Origin of the sequence: Streptomyces sp. SudanB52_2052 (assembly GCF_964272415.1) — a bacterium.
Classification (GTDB): Bacteria; Actinomycetota; Actinomycetes; order Streptomycetales; family Streptomycetaceae; genus Streptomyces; species Streptomyces olindensis.
In genome coordinates this window covers 4,056,184-4,070,766 of record NZ_OZ186796.1, presented here as the reverse complement: position 1 = coordinate 4,070,766, position 14,583 = coordinate 4,056,184, and the positions used below count along the sequence as shown (strand labels likewise).

Genomic DNA, 14,583 nt, shown 5'->3' with positions numbered 1-14,583 from the left:
CACGGGGCCGGGCTTGCTCCGGGTACTCCGGGCGGCAGGAATGGTGGTAGTCGGGTTACCGTTCGAGTGGCCGTTGCGGGCTTTTCCCGTTTGACACGGGGGCGGGCTGTACCGTCACACTCCGCAGCGTCACCACGTACCCAGCCCCGGTAAGCGACTCCGGGGAGGCCCCAGCGTCGACCGGAGAGAAGAGCGAAGTTGTCCCCGACCAGCGAGACCGCGAAGGGCGGCCGCCGACTCGTCATCGTCGAGTCGCCTGCCAAGGCGAAGACGATCAAGGGCTATCTCGGGCCCGGATACACCGTCGAGGCGAGCGTCGGGCACATCCGCGACCTTCCCAACGGCGCCGCCGAGGTGCCCGAGAAGTACACCGGCGAGGTCCGCCGCCTCGGTGTGGACGTCGACCATGACTTCCAGCCGATCTATGTGGTCAACGCCGACAAGAAGGCGCAGGTCAAGAAGCTCAAGGACCTGCTGAAGGAGTCCGACGAGCTCTTCCTCGCCACCGATGAGGACCGCGAGGGCGAGGCCATCGCCTGGCACCTCCAGGAGGTGCTCAAGCCCAAGGTCCCGGTCAAGCGGATGGTCTTCCACGAGATCACCAAGGCCGCGATCCAGGCCGCCGTGGCCAACCCGCGCCAGCTCAACCAGAAGCTCGTCGACGCCCAGGAGACCCGCCGCATCCTCGACCGCCTCTACGGCTACGAGGTCTCGCCGGTCCTGTGGAAGAAGGTCATGCCGCGGCTGTCCGCGGGCCGGGTCCAGTCCGTCGCCACCCGTCTCGTCGTCGAGCGGGAACGCGAGCGCATCGCCTTTCGTTCGGCTGAGTACTGGGACCTGACCGGCACCTTCGCGACCGGCCGCGCCGGAGACCCGTCGGACCCGTCGTCGCTGGTCGCCCGCCTGCAGACCGTCGACGGCAGGCGGGTCGCGCAGGGCCGCGACTTCGACTCCCTGGGACAACTGAAGAGCGCGAACACCCTCCACCTCGACGAGGCGAACGCGCGCGCCCTGGCCGCCGCCCTGGAGCAGACCCGGTTCGCCGTCCGCTCCGTCGAGTCCAAGCCCTACCGCCGCTCGCCGTACGCCCCGTTCCGTACGACGACGCTGCAGCAGGAGGCCAGCCGCAAGCTCGGCTTCGGTGCGAAGGCCACGATGCAGATCGCGCAGAAGCTGTACGAGAACGGCTACATCACGTACATGCGTACGGACTCCACGACCCTGAGCGACACGGCGGTCGCCGCCGCCCGCGCCCAGGTCACGCAGCTGTACGGCGCCGACTACCTGCCGCCGCAGCCGCGGACGTACGCCGGGAAGGTCAAGAACGCGCAGGAGGCCCACGAGGCGATCCGCCCCTCGGGTGATCGTTTCCGCACTCCCGCCGAGACCGGACTGACCGGCGACCAGTTCAAGCTCTACGAGCTGATCTGGAAGCGGACCGTCGCCTCCCAGATGAAGGACGCGACCGGCAACAGTGTCACGGTGAAGATCGGCGGCACCGCCTCCGACGGCCGGGACGTCGAGTTCAGCGCGTCCGGCAAGACGATCACCTTCCACGGCTTCCTGAAGGCCTACGTGGAGGGCGCCGACGACCCGAACGCCGAGCTCGACGACCGCGAGCGCCGGCTGCCCCAGGTCTCCGAGGGCGACCCCCTGAGCGCCGAGGAAATCACGGTCGACGGGCACGCCACCAAGCCCCCGGCCCGCTACACCGAGGCCTCCCTGGTCAAGGAGCTGGAAGAGCGCGAGATCGGCCGCCCGTCGACGTACGCCTCGATCATCGGCACGATCCTGGACCGCGGCTACGTGTTCAAGAAGGGCACGGCACTCGTCCCGTCCTTCCTGTCCTTCGCCGTGGTCAACCTCCTGGAGAAGCACTTCGGGCGGCTCGTCGATTACGACTTCACCGCCAAGATGGAGGACGACCTCGACCGCATCGCCCGCGGCGAGGCGCAGGCCGTGCCGTGGCTGAAGCGGTTCTACTTCGGCGAGGGCACCCACAACGGCGGCGCGGCCGAGGCCGGCAACGGCGACGGTGACCACCTCGGCGGCCTCAAGGAACTGGTGACCGACCTGGGCGCGATCGACGCGCGCGAGGTGTCGTCGTTCCCGGTGGGCAACGACATCGTGCTGCGGGTGGGGCGCTACGGCCCCTACATCGAGCGCGGCGAGAAGGACACCGAGCAGCACCAGCGCGCCGACATCCCGGCCGACCTCGCGCCGGACGAGCTGTCCGTGGAGCTGGCCGAGGAACTGCTGGCCAAGCCCAGCGGCGACTTCGAGCTGGGCACCGACCCGGGCACCGGCCACACGATCGTCGCCAAGGACGGCCGCTACGGCCCGTACGTGACGGAGATCCTCCCCGAGGGCACCCCCAAGACGGGCAAGAACGCGGTCAAGCCGCGCACGGCGTCCCTGTTCAAGTCGATGTCCCTGGACACGGTCACCCTCGACGACGCCCTGAAGCTGATGTCGCTGCCGCGCGTCGTCGGCACGGACGCCGAGGGCCAGGAGATCACCGCGCAGAACGGCCGCTACGGCCCGTACCTGAAGAAGGGCACGGACTCGCGCTCGCTCCAGTCCGAGGAGCAGCTCTTCACGATCACGCTGGAGGAGGCGCTGGCGATCTACGCCCAGCCCAAGCAGCGTGGCCGGGCCGCCGCCAAGCCGCCGCTGAAGGAGCTCGGCACCGACCCGGTCAGCGAGAAGCCCGTCGTCGTCAAGGACGGCCGCTTCGGGCCGTACGTCACCGACGGCGAGACCAACGCGACCCTGCGCTCCGGCGACAGCGTCGAGACGATCACCCCGGAGCGCGGCTTCGAGCTGCTCGCCGAGAAGCGCGCCAAGGGACCGGCGAAGAAGACCGCGAAGAAGGCGGCCAAGAAGGCGCCGGCGAAGAAGACGGCGACGGCGGCCAAGAAGACCGCGGCGAAGAAGACCACGACCGCGAAGAAGGCGACGGCCAAGAAGACCACCACCGCCAAGAAGACGGCCGCCAAGACGGCGACCGCCGCCAAGTCGGCGGACGACTGAGGACGTTCGGGCCCCGGACCGGCCGCTGAGGTCAAGGTCCGGGTCTTCGCCCAGGGTTCGGAAAGCGAACGCCCCGGCAACACTTCGGTGTCGGGGCGTGCGCATGCCAGGCCGGGCGCCCCGTGGTGTCGGTGCCGCCCGATAGGCTGAATGCATGACGCGAGCCGAGCATCCAACGGCCCCTCAGCCGGCCCCCGACGACGCCCTGGTCGCGGACTCCCGCGAGCGCGCCGTCCGCGCCCTGCTGCGCCGACCGCAGCTGAAGCGGTTGTGGAGCGCCCAGCTCGTGGGAGGCGTGGGCGACACCCTCGCGCTCCTCGTGCTGGTCGTCCTCGTCCTCCAGGCGTCCATCGCGGAGGGTTCCTTCGGGGGCGGCTACCGAGGCGTGGCGTTCGCAGTGGCGACCGTTTTCGGGGTGCGCATCCTCGCGACGCTGCTGTTCGGCGCCGTGCTCCTCGGGCCGCTCACCGCGCTCACCTCCCAGGACGGCCCGCTCGACCGCCGCTGGACCATGGTCGGCGCGGACGGGCTGCGCGCCGCGCTGCTCATCGTCGCGCCCCTGTGGATCGACTGGACGCCCGAGGACGCGCCGGCCATCCTCCTCGTCACCGCCTTCGTGACCGGGGTCGCCGAGCGGTTCTGGACGGTGTGCCGCGAGAGCGCGGCCCCCGCCCTGCTGCCCGCCCCGCCGCCGGAGGGCGCGACCGTCCGGCCGCTGCCGGACCACATGGACGCCCTGCGCCGGCTTTCGCTGCGCACGGGCTTCGTGGCGATCCCCCTCGCGGCCGTCGCCCTCGTCGTCGCGGCCCTCTTCAACAACCTGCTGGGCGCCGGCATCGACTGGTTCGCCCAGCACCAGGCGGCCCTCGCCTCCTACGTCGCCGCCGGGCTGTTCGCGGCGTCCCTGTCCGTGCTGACCTTCCTGGAGCTGCCCGCCACGCGCACCCCGCGCGCGCGGTCGCCGCTGGAGGGGCTGCGCCGCCCGAAGACCACCACCGGCGCGGAGAAGGGCCGCACCGGCGCCATGCCGCTGCTGGTGCTGGCCTGCGCCGCCGTCGCCACCGCCGTGTCGGCCGCCGTCGCCGTGGCCGTCCTGCACGCCAAGGACCTGGGCGGCGGCCCGGTCCTGTTCGGACTGTTCGTGGGCGCGCTGACCGGTGGTGTCGTCATCGGCATCCGTACGGCGCCGCGCCTGCTGCCCGCCCTGTCGCGCCGCCGGCTCCTCGCGCTGGCGATCGCCTTCACCGGTGTCGCGCTGCTGGCGGCCGGTCTGGTCCCGGACGTCACCAGCGTGCTGCTGATCCTCGCGCTGGCCGGTGCCGGCGCGGGCATGGCCGCCAACATCGGGCACACCCTGATCGACCAGGAGACCGAGGAGTACCGGCGGCCCCGCACGACGGAGCACCTGCACGCGGTCGTCCGCGTCTGCGTGGCGCTCGGCGCGGTGATCGCTCCCGTGGTGGCGGCGGCCATCGGACCGCACCGGCTGGAGAGCGGCAAGTTCGTCTTCGCGCACGGCGGCGCGGCGTTCACGCTGATGCTGGCCGGCGCGCTGCTGCTGCCGGTGGCCGTGCTGGTGCTGGCCAAGGTCGACGACCGCTCCGGCGTGCCCCTGCGGCAGGACCTGAGGGACGCGCTGCTCGGCGGTGACGACCCCGAGCAGGCGACCGCGACCTCCGGCTTCTTCATCGCCCTGGAGGGCGGCGACGGGGCGGGCAAGTCCACGCAGGCCGAGGCGCTCGCCGAGTGGATCCGCGCCAAGGGCCATGAGGTCGTGCTGACCCGCGAGCCGGGGGCGACGCCGGTGGGCAAGCGGCTGCGGTCCATCCTGCTGGATGTGTCCAGCGCGGGTCTGTCGCACCGCGCGGAGGCGCTGCTGTACGCGGCCGACCGGGCCGAGCACATCGACACCGTCGTACGGCCCGCCCTGGAGCGCGGCGCGGTCGTCATCTCCGACCGGTACATCGACTCCTCCGTGGCCTACCAGGGCGCGGGCCGTGACCTGTCGCCCACGGAGATCGCCCGCATCAACCGCTGGGCGACGAACGGACTCGTGCCGCATCTGACCGTGCTGCTGGACGTCTCCCCGGAGACCGCGCGCGAGCGGTTCACCGAGGCGCCCGACCGGCTGGAGTCGGAGCCCGCCGAGTTCCACGCGCGCGTGCGGGCCGGTTTTCTCACCCTGGCCGCGGCCGACGCCGGGCGGTACCTGGTGGTGGACGCCGGTCAGGAGCCCGAGGCCGTCACGACCGTCATCCGGCACCGCCTCGACCAGGTGCTGCCGCTGTCCGAGGCCGAGATCAAGGCCCGCGAGGAGGCCCGGAAGAAGGCCGAGGAGGAAGCCCGCCGCAAGGCCGAGGAAGAGGCCGCCCGCAAGGCCGAGGAGGAGCGCCTGGAGCGCGAGCGCCAGGAGCAGCTGGCCAAGCTGCGCGCCGAGGAGGAGGAGCGCAAGCGCCGCGAGCTGGAGGAGGCGCAGCGCCGCGAGGCCGAACGGCAGGCGGAGGAGGCCCGGCGCCGGGCCGAGGAAGCGCGTAGGAAGGCCGAGGAGGAGCGGGCTCGGCTCCTCGCCGAGGAGAAGGCCCGGGCCGAGGAGGAGGCCCGCCGCAAGGCCGAGGAGGAACGGCGCCGCAAGCAGGCCGAGGAGGAGGCCCGGCTGCGTGCCGAGGCCGAGGCGCTCCGCCTGGAGAAGCAGCGCAAGGCCGAGGAGGCGCTGCTGCGGGCCGAGGAGGCGCGGCGGCTCGCGGAGGCGGCGGCGGCCGCGGCCGAGGCCGGGCCGAAGATCTCCATGTCCAAGAGCCCCGCGCCGGAGCGCCCCTCCGCTCCGGAGGCGGGGCAGGACGCGGCGACCGTGCCGACGCCCGTGGTGACACCGGGCGGCGCGGCGGACGACACGACCGTGCTGCGCCCCGTGCGGGACGAGGAGCAGGGTCGGGGCCGGGCCTCGGGCGGGTCCGACGCAGAGGTCACGGCCGAGCTGCCGAAGCCGCCGGTTCCGCCGGGGGCGGGGGAGGAGACGGAGGTGCTGCCGCCGGTTCGCCCGAGCGACTCCGAGGAGACGGCCGTCCTGCCGCCGGTCAGGGATGCCGAGGAGACGGCCGTGCTGCCCCCCGTCCGGGATGCCGAGGAGACGGCCGTGCTGCCCCCTGTGCGCGGGGACGGGCCGGCGGACCGGGTGCCGCCCGGCTACTTCCGGGACGAGGCTGCCCCGACCGCCCGGCCCGACGGGACGGAGGACCGTACGCGGGAGCTGCCCCAGATCGACGCCGAGGGGGCGCCGCGCCGCCGCCGTTCCGACTGGGCCGAGGAGACGCCGCTGGACGACCTGCCGTCGCTGGCGGACGAACTGCTCGGACCGCACGACGAGGAGCAGGACGAGGGCCGCGGGCGCCGTGGGAGGGGCGGCCGGGACCGCTGAGGCCTCCGGCCTCGTCCGGCACTGTCAGTGCCCACCCCCACAATGGATCCCGCACCGCAGAACATGACGGAAGGGCGGCGTGACCCATGACCGTGTGGGACGACCTCGTCGGGCAGGAGAGGGTGAGCGAGCAGCTGGACGCTGCCGCCCGGGACGCCGACGCCCTGGTCACCGCAGCCGCCGCCGACGCCCCGCCGCCCGAGGCGTCGAAGATGACCCACGCGTGGCTGTTCACGGGCCCGCCGGGAGCAGGCCGCAACCAGGCGGCGCGGGCGTTCGCGGCGGCGCTCCAGTGCGTCAGCCCCGACCGCGCGCTCGGCGGAGCCCCGGGCTGCGGCTTCTGCGACGGATGCCACACGGCTCTGGTCGGCACGCACGCCGACGTCACCACGGTCGCCGCGGTCGGCACGCAGATCCTCGCCGACGACATGCGCGACACGGTCCGCAAGTCGTTCACCTCGCCCGCGAACGGCCGCTGGCAGATCATCCTCGTCGAGGACGCCGAGCGGCTGAACGAGAAGTCGGCCAACGCCGTCCTCAAGGCCGTGGAGGAACCCGCCCCCCGCACGGTCTGGCTGCTGTGCGCCCCCTCCATCGAGGACGTCCTGCCGACGATCCGCTCCCGCTGCCGCCACCTGAACCTGAGCACGCCGTCGGTCGACGCCGTCGCCGACATGCTCGTCCGCCGCGAGGGCATCGAGCCGGCCGTCGCGGCGGCGGCGGCCCGCGCGACCCAGGGCCACGTCGACCGGGCCCGCCGCCTCGCCACCGACCCGGCCGCGCGCGAACGCCGCGCCGCCGTGCTGCGGCTGCCGCTGCGCGTGGAGGAGATCGGCGGAGCGCTCAAGGCCGCCCAGGAGCTCGTCGACGCGGCCGCCGAGGACGCCAAGCAGCTCGCGGAGGAGACGGACGTCAAGGAGACCGAGGAGCTGAAGGCCGCCCTCGGAGCGGCGCAGGGCGGCCGAATGCCGCGTGGCACCGCCGGTGTGATGAAGGACCTGGAGGACAAGCAGAAGCGCCGCAGGACGCGCACGCAGCGCGACAGCCTCGACCTCGCCCTGACTGACCTCACGGCCTTCTACCGCGACGTCCTCGCCCTCCAGCTCGGCTCCCGCGTGGCCATCGCCAACGCGGACGCCGAGGACGCCCTGGAGCGCCTCGCCCGCGGCAGCTCCCCGGAGTCCACGCTCCGCCGCATCGAGGCCATCGCCGCCTGCCGGGACGCCCTCGACCGCAATGTGGCGCCGCTGCTCGCGGTGGAGGCGATGACGATGGCGCTCAGAGCGGGCTGAGGAAAATGCCCGCACCGCTCACGAGGCGCATTCCTGCCCCGCCGACGAGGCATCGCGCATCGCTCACGAGCCACTGTCGCACCGCCCATGCGGCACTCCTGCCCCGCTGACGAAGCACTCGCGGGCTTGACCGCGTCACTCGTACGAGGCGCGACACGCACGCACGGCATCCATTCCATCGCGCAGAGTTACGCTCACTGGATGTACACAAGGCGTTCCCCCCGCACCGCCTCGGTCTCCCGCTCCGGCGGTGTCCACCGCAGGGCCCGCAGCGGAGCCAGGACCGCGGCCGGCATCCTGGCCACGGCCGCGCTGCTCGTCTCCGCCTGCTCGTCCGGAAGCTCGACGACGTCCACCGCGTCCGCCGCCTCCGCGGCCGACGATACGACGGCGCTCGTCGCACTGCCGCGGACCGTCCCCGCGGCGCTCTCGCCGTACTACCGGCAGCAGCCGGCCTGGCGCGGCTGCGGCGTCCCGGGCTTCGAGTGCGCCACGGTCAAGGCACCGCTCGACTACGACAAGCCGTCCGGCGGCGACGTCCGCCTCGCCGTCGCCCGCAAGAAGGCCACGGGCCCGGGCGAGCGGCTCGGCTCGCTGCTGGTGAACCCCGGCGGGCCGGGCGGCTCGGCGATCGGCTACGTGCAGGCGTACGCGGGCATCGGCTATCCGTCCGAGGTGCGTGCCCGCTACGACATGGTGGCGGTCGACCCGCGCGGCGTGGCCGGCAGCGAGCCCGTCGAGTGCCTGGACGGGCCGGAGATGGACACGTACACGCAGACGGACGCCACGCCCGACGACGCGAAGGAGACCGACGGGCTGGTCGCGGCCTTCCGGACGTTCGCCGAGGGCTGCGGCGCGGACGCGCCCAGGCTGCTGCGCCATGTGTCGACCGTGGAGGCGGCGCGGGACATGGACATCGTGCGGGCGGCGCTCGGCGACGAGAAGCTCAACTTCGTCGGAGCCTCCTACGGGACCTTGCTCGGCGCGACGTACGCGGGGCTCTTCCCGCATCGGACGGGCCGGCTGGTGCTGGACGGCGCGATGGACCCGTCGCTGCCCGCCCGGCGGCTGAACCTCGAACAGACGGCGGGCTTCGAGACGGCGTTCCGGTCGTTCGCGCGGGACTGCGTCAGGCAGCCCGACTGCCCGCTGGGCGGCGCGGGAGCCTCGCCAGGGAAGGTCGGCGAGAACCTCAAGGCGTTCTTCGAGAAGCTCGACGCGCGCCCCGTCCCGACCGGCGATGCCGACGGCCGCAGGCTGACCGAGTCGCTCGCGATGACCGGTGTGATCGCGGCCATGTACGACGAGGGCGCCTGGCAGCAGCTGCGCGAGGCGCTGACGTCCGCGATGAAGAAGAACGACGGATCGGGACTCCTCGTCCTGTCCGACGGCTACTACGAGCGGGACGCCGACGGCGGCTACAGCAACCTGATGTTCGCCAACGCGGCGGTGAACTGCCTGGACCTGCCGCCCGCCTTCGACAGCCCCGACGAGGTCCGCAGGTCGCTGCCCGCGTTCGAGAAGGCGTCCCCGGTCTTCGGTGAGGGCCTGGCCTGGGCCGCCCTGAACTGCGCGTACTGGCCCGTGCGGGCCACGGGCGAGCCGCACCGCATCGAGGCCGAGGGGGCGGCGCCCATCGTCGTGGTCGGCACCACCCGCGACCCGGCGACGCCGTACCGCTGGGCGAAGGCCCTGGCCGGGCAGCTCTCCTCGGCCCGCCTGCTCACCTACGAGGGCGACGGCCACACGGCGTACGGTCGCGGCAGCTCCTGCATCGACTCCACGATCAACGCGTACCTGCTCCGCGGCACCCCGCCCCAGGACGGAAAGCGCTGCTCATAACCGCTGCGCCCGGCCCCGGAGGGCTCTCCTCCGGGGCTGGTACGGAGCACCCCCGGAAACTGTGTAGACTTACCGTCGTTGCTGATCGCACCATAGTGCGGGCAGCGCGCCGCCTTAGCTCAGATGGCCAGAGCAACGCACTCGTAATGCGTAGGTCTCGGGTTCGAATCCCGAAGGCGGCTCCACTGAAGCCCAGTTCAGATCTCCCTGAGCTGGGCTTCTTCGTTCAGTGTCCGGTGCGTGGGGCGGGCGACGAGCCGTCCGTCCGTCGCCACTCGCACGGTCCCCGCGGGGGCCCGCTGGTCCAGGAGCCGTGCCTTGCGGATACTTCCTTCCAACTCCTGCTTCAGCTCTGAGCCGAGTTCTCGTCCCACCAGCTCGTATGATCCCCACTCCGGCCCCCATGGCACGCTCGAACATGCCCGTCGCCTCCGGAAGCACACTCATCGTGTTCGTATAGATCAGGCGTCGGTAGCCGCGCTGGGCGAAGTTCGACCACACGGCGGTCAGATTGGTCTCGGTGATCTCCGCGCGGTGGGGGTCTCCCTCTGGGGCCGGATGCACCCGCCCCATGAAGTCGCCATCGATGATCGCGTGAGCGACGGCCTCGGACCGCAGCAGCGCCGAAACCTCCCACCCGACAGTCGTCTTACCGACTCCAGCTCGTCCATGGGGGCAGCGTGCCAGCGAGCGGCCACCTCACGCGACCGATGTCGATCCGGCCGATCCCCGCGGTGCCCACAAGATCACGATCCGGCTGGAGTACTAGAACGGCAGATTGAAGTCGGTCTTGTTCGGGCGGCCGGTGATTTCTGCCGCCAGTCGCAATCTGGCGACATGGTAGGCCCACGCGTGTGTGGAGGCCTTCTTCTCGACGCCGAAGTGCCGGCCGGTAGCCTTGTCGAGGACATGGTGGTATTCGGCGATGAGCTCCCAGGATGTCGCCGAGAAGTCGTCGTCGGTCCATCCGTACAGATGTCGTAGTTCGAACTGTACAGATTCCAAGAAGCTCATCTCGCCGCGATCCAGTGGTTCGACTCTCCCGCCGGTGGACAAGACCCAGCTCTTGACCTTCTCTGGTGCGCGAGTCCATTTGCTGCCGGAGTCGCGAATTTCCGCGTAGTCCACCCATGCCCAAAATGCTTCCGCGTCTGCGATGTCCGGAGCTTGTCTGTGATGCTCGCGGCACAGCAGTGCGAAATTGCGCACATCCATCGAGCCTCCCAGTGACGTGGGGACCACGTGGGCTCGCTCGACGGGGGAGTTCCAGCAGATCAAGCACTCTTCGCTGATCCCCAGGTACTCCATGATCGCTCTTTTGGAAGGGGGCGTTCTCCTGCTGTCCGCTTCGGCTTCCCGCTTCCTCAGCGGCAGTGACTCGATGTCGTACCAGAAGGACTTTCCCTCCCCCTCCGGGTAGCCTATGTGCATTTCCTGGGGTACGCGATTGTCCTGTCGTCTTTTGTTCTTCCAGCTGTACAAGGGAGTGTGCAGCTCAGTCAGATATGGCAGCGCTTTTTCGGGGAGGAAGTTCTCGATCATCTCCCATGAGTCGCGGTCGTAGCCGCCGGCGCTGTTGCGGTGTCCTTGCACGTCGAAGTAGAGAAGGCGTGGCGCGTTGGGAGCCTTTTGTTGTGCGCTCCATATGACCTCGAAGATGCGAGGCGCGCAGCGTTCGAAGTTTTCGTACACGGCCATGTCGTGATACAGGGCCACGGGTTTGATGGTGTCCGGACGCTTCCGCTGCGCTTTCTTCGTGCTCTTTCTGGTGCTCTTCTTTTTTGGCATGTTCCCCCCCCGGGCGTGACCTTGAGCCGAGTAGCATGCCAGTGACCACTGACAAGCCCGGGAACCCTTCACTTCGCCGCAGAAGACAGAGACGGCTCCCGCACCCCCACCCCCCGCACCCGCAACGCCAGCGGCGCCGCTGCCCCCGCCAAGGCGAACAGGGTGCCCAGGACGAGCCAGCCCTCCCGTGGGTGGGCGCCGAGGCAGAGGACCGCTATCAGGGCCGGGGCCACCGCCGTCGCCGCGCCGCGGCCCAGGGAGAAGAAGCCCTGGTACTGGCCGTGCATGCCCTCGGGGGCCAGGTTGAAGCTCAGGCCGAAGGAGCCTGCGGACAGCCACAGTTCGCCGAAGGTGAGCGCGGCCGCGAACAGCAGGAGCAGCAGCGTCGCCGGCCAGCCGCCCAGCCCGCCGGTGAACGCCACCAGCGCGCACGCGGCGAACAGGGCGATCCCGGAGTTGCGGCACATGCGGGCGGCCCGGCGGTCGTCCTCGGCGCCGCGGCTGAAGCGGATCTGCAGGCAGATCACCATCACCGTGTTGACGGCGACGATGCCCGACACCAGGACCGGCGGCGCCTCGGTGTGCTGGAGCACCCACAGCGGCACGGCGAACGACAGCACCTGTGCCTGCAGGGACAGCACCCCGCAGATCAGGGTGACGGCGGCGTACCGCCGGTCGCGCAGCACCTGCCAGCCGGAACCGGTGGGCTCCGCCTTCCCGGCCGACGCCGGGCGGGTCTCGCGCGCCCGCAGCCAGCGCAGCGGCAGCGCCGCCGCCGGGTAGGTCAGCGCCGTGCACCACAGCAGGGCCATGTACCCGGCCTCGGTGTCGGCCTGGATGACCAGTGCCGAGGCCGCCGCGCCGAGGGTGATGCCGATGTTGGTCACCACACGCAGGTAGGCCCGCAGCCGCACCCTCCCCCACGCTCGAACGCCCTCGCCCGGGGGGACCCCCACGGCCTCCTCCCCGACCGTGGCGACCAGCGCGCCGCGGGCCGCGGTGCTGCCCTGCTCGGCGAGGAGGAAGACCAGGATCAGTGCCAGGAACGCCGGGAAGGCGCGGGCGAAGGCCAGCGCTGCCATCGTGACGAACTGGACGCCGAGCAGGACGGTGTACGTGCGCCGGGGGCCGAACCTGTCCGCCAGCCTGCCCAGCGGTACGGCACCGGCCAGCGCCACGATCCCGGCTACGGTGAGGCCGGAGGCCACCTGGTGGACGGGCAGGCCGGCCACCCGGGTGAAGAACAGGGTGCTGGTCGTCAGATAGAGCCCGCTGCCGACCGTCTTCAGCAGCCAGGACAGGGCGAGCAGCCGGGGCTCGCCGGGAGGGGGCAGAGCGGCGTCGAGCAGGGCGCGCGTCCGGCTCCGGGCGGAGGTGCTCATGCCGCGGGGACCGCCATCTCGTGCAGTCGGGCGATGAACGCCTCCGCGGCCGCCTCGTCCGCGGCCGTGAAGTACGCCTCCAGGCGCCCCGGACTGGCGCACTCCTCAGGCGTCAGCACCTCCAGCACACCGGGCACCGCCAGGACCCGCTCCCGCAGGCCGGGCAACGCGGGCAGCCGGGTGCGCCCGACCGTCTCAGGGCGCGGGGCGCGGTCGGGACGGCTGGGCCGCTCACCGGTCGAGACCCGGACGAACTCCTCCCACAGGTCCACCCCGAACGCGTGCCACCACATCCGGGAGATGCCCATGCCGCCCGGCCGTACGGCCACTTCGCCGATGACCGGCCCGTCCTGCGTGCGGAACACCTCCAGGTGCGTCACCCCGGCCGGCAGGCCGAGCGCGGCGACCACCCGGTCGTGCAGGTCCAGCACGTCCCGCGAGAACGGGTCCGTCTGGTCGGCGATGTACCCGCTGTTCAGGTTCGGCGAGGTGCGCAGCGGAGGGAGGAAGTAGCGGGAGACGGCCGCGCGGGCCACCTCGCCGTCGTGGACGACGCCGTCGCAGTGGTACTCGTGCGTGAACCGCACCAGGCGCTCCACCTGGACGGGCAGCCGCTGCTCCGCGAGGTCGGCGAAGCCGCCGGCCCGGTGCCGTGCTGTGAACTCCTCGGGGGAGTCGACCCGGTAGGTGCACTTCGAGGCGGAGCCGAACACCGGCTTGATCATGACCGGCCAGCCGGTCCGTTCCGCCGCCCGGGGCACGTCGTCGACCGTGGCGGCCTGGGCGTGGTCCGTCACCGGGAGACCGGCGGCGCGCAGCCTGTCCTTCATCGCCCGCTTGTGGGCGCCCCACAGGGACGCGTCGAAGCCGGGCCCGGGCACCCCGAGCAGCGCACGCACCAGGCCGGCCGCGACGACGCTCTTCTCGGTGGCCGCGACGACGTGGTCGACCGGCCCGTGCGCGGCGAGTTCGTACGCCGCCTGCTCGACCTGCGTCAGGTCGGCGAAGCTGTCGACGTACGCCACCTCGTGCCCCCGGTACAGGTCGGCGTAGACCTTTCGGGTCATGACGCGGACGGTGACGTCCGGGCGGCGGGCCAGCGCTTGGAGGACCTCGGGCTTGTCCGAGTTGAGCAGGAGTACCTGCCGGGTCACTTGATCTCCGTAGGGGGTGAGGCGTGGTGGTAGGTGACGGTGGCGGCGGCCTCGTCGACGACGGCCCAGGCGGGGGAGGGTCCGCGGTCCGGGGCGCAGCCGGTGACGGAGCCCACGTTGATCACGTAGCGGCCGTCCGGTGCGAGCGGGACCGGCTCCCCGAACCGTACGGGCAGGCGCTCCACCCGCACCGGGCCGGTGCCGTCGGGCCACAGCCGGTACAGCGCGCTGCGGTGGTGGTGCCCGTGCACCAGGGCCCGCCCGGGGAAGTCCGCGTCGGCCGGGCACCACCGCCCCGGCTCCAGTTCGCGCCAGGGCAGCGGGTGGCCGTGGCAGTACAGCGCGAAGTCGGTGCGGTGCTCCAGCGGGGCGTCGAGCAGCGGGCGACTCCAGTCGGGCAGGTGGGGGTCGGGCACGAGGGCGCGGATCCGCTCCTCCTGGTTGCCCCGCACCAGCCGTACCCCGTCCAGGAGCCGGGCGAGGTCGGGGTCCGGGTCGAAGACGTCGGTCAGCCGGCCGTCGAACGCGTACCCGGCGACCTCCCCTTTGCCGACGCGGCACTCGAAGACGTCACCGAGGCAGACCACGCGGTCCACGCCCTGCTCACGGATGCCGTCGAGCACGGCGCGCAGCCGCGCGGTGTCCCCGTGGATGTCGGTCACGACGGCGTGGCGCAC

The 14,583-nt window shown here is 71.9% G+C and carries 8 protein-coding genes, 1 tRNA gene and 1 pseudogene; 5 read left to right on the top strand and 5 right to left on the bottom strand.

Translation table 11 applies throughout. From position 1 onward, the window contains the following. The first annotated feature begins 198 nt into the window (after nt 1–198). The 5 genes from topA to ACSUPV_RS17940 all read left to right on the top strand — a co-directional run bounded on the left by topA (nt 199) and on the right by ACSUPV_RS17940 (nt 9,767). Entirely contained in the window at nt 199–3,033 is a 2,835-nt protein-coding gene (gene topA / locus ACSUPV_RS17960) for a type I DNA topoisomerase (RefSeq protein WP_037760867.1), read from the top strand. A 154-nt stretch (nt 3,034–3,187) separates the two neighbouring features. Beyond that, a complete protein-coding gene (tmk, locus tag ACSUPV_RS17955) occupies nt 3,188–6,448 on the top strand; it encodes a dTMP kinase (RefSeq protein WP_359788787.1) in 3,261 nt (1,086 codons plus the stop codon). Between the two features lie 86 nt (nt 6,449–6,534). Further along, complete coding sequence (locus ACSUPV_RS17950; RefSeq protein ID WP_037760861.1) at nt 6,535–7,740, top strand: DNA polymerase III subunit delta'; 1,206 nt, start codon at nt 6,535–6,537, stop codon at nt 7,738–7,740. A 201-nt stretch (nt 7,741–7,941) separates the two neighbouring features. Continuing rightward, nucleotides 7,942–9,582 carry an alpha/beta hydrolase gene (locus ACSUPV_RS17945; protein ID WP_436947814.1) on the top strand — a complete coding sequence of 547 codons (1,641 nt, stop codon included), beginning with the start codon at nt 7,942–7,944 and terminating at the stop codon, nt 9,580–9,582. Nucleotides 9,583–9,690: 108 nt separating this feature from the next. Beyond that, nucleotides 9,691–9,767: transfer RNA gene (locus tag ACSUPV_RS17940), tRNA-Thr, on the top strand. Between the two features lie 12 nt (nt 9,768–9,779). Here the strand turns inward: ACSUPV_RS17940 and ACSUPV_RS17935 are convergent. The 5 genes and pseudogenes from ACSUPV_RS17935 to ACSUPV_RS17915 form a co-directional block, all read right to left on the bottom strand. After that, nucleotides 9,780–10,269 (bottom strand): annotated as a pseudogene (locus ACSUPV_RS17935) (hypothetical protein). Between the two features lie 78 nt (nt 10,270–10,347). After that, the gene (locus ACSUPV_RS17930; protein WP_436947813.1) at nt 10,348–11,370 is read right to left on the bottom strand and encodes an HNH endonuclease signature motif containing protein; all 1,023 of its coding nucleotides are present in this window, start codon (nt 11,368–11,370) and stop codon (nt 10,348–10,350) included. Nucleotides 11,371–11,438: 68 nt separating this feature from the next. Then, nucleotides 11,439–12,752: an MFS transporter gene (locus tag ACSUPV_RS17925; RefSeq protein WP_051648620.1), complete on the bottom strand. Its 1,314-nt coding sequence runs from the start codon at nt 12,750–12,752 to the stop codon at nt 11,439–11,441. Then, nucleotides 12,749–13,906 (bottom strand): ATP-grasp domain-containing protein, encoded by a 1,158-nt coding sequence (locus ACSUPV_RS17920; protein WP_051648617.1) that lies wholly within the window; start codon nt 13,904–13,906, stop codon nt 12,749–12,751. Before ACSUPV_RS17920 ends, ACSUPV_RS17925 begins: the two co-directional genes overlap by 4 nt. Continuing rightward, on the bottom strand, nt 13,903–14,583 hold the full coding sequence (locus tag ACSUPV_RS17915) for a metallophosphoesterase family protein (RefSeq protein WP_051648616.1): 681 nt from the start codon (nt 14,581–14,583) through the stop codon (nt 13,903–13,905). The genes ACSUPV_RS17920 and ACSUPV_RS17915 overlap by 4 nt, the downstream gene beginning before the upstream one ends.

Coding starts and splice junctions, on each gene's coding strand:
- tmk (WP_359788787.1), top strand. CDS start 3,188: ATGACGCGAGCCGAGCATCCAACGGCCCCTCAGCCGGCCCCCGACGAC.
- ACSUPV_RS17950 (WP_037760861.1), top strand. CDS start 6,535: ATGACCGTGTGGGACGACCTCGTCGGGCAGGAGAGGGTGAGCGAGCAG.
- ACSUPV_RS17945 (WP_436947814.1), top strand. CDS start 7,942: ATGTACACAAGGCGTTCCCCCCGCACCGCCTCGGTCTCCCGCTCCGGC.
- ACSUPV_RS17930 (WP_436947813.1), bottom strand. CDS start 11,370: ATGCCAAAAAAGAAGAGCACCAGAAAGAGCACGAAGAAAGCGCAGCGG.
- ACSUPV_RS17925 (WP_051648620.1), bottom strand. CDS start 12,752: ATGAGCACCTCCGCCCGGAGCCGGACGCGCGCCCTGCTCGACGCCGCT.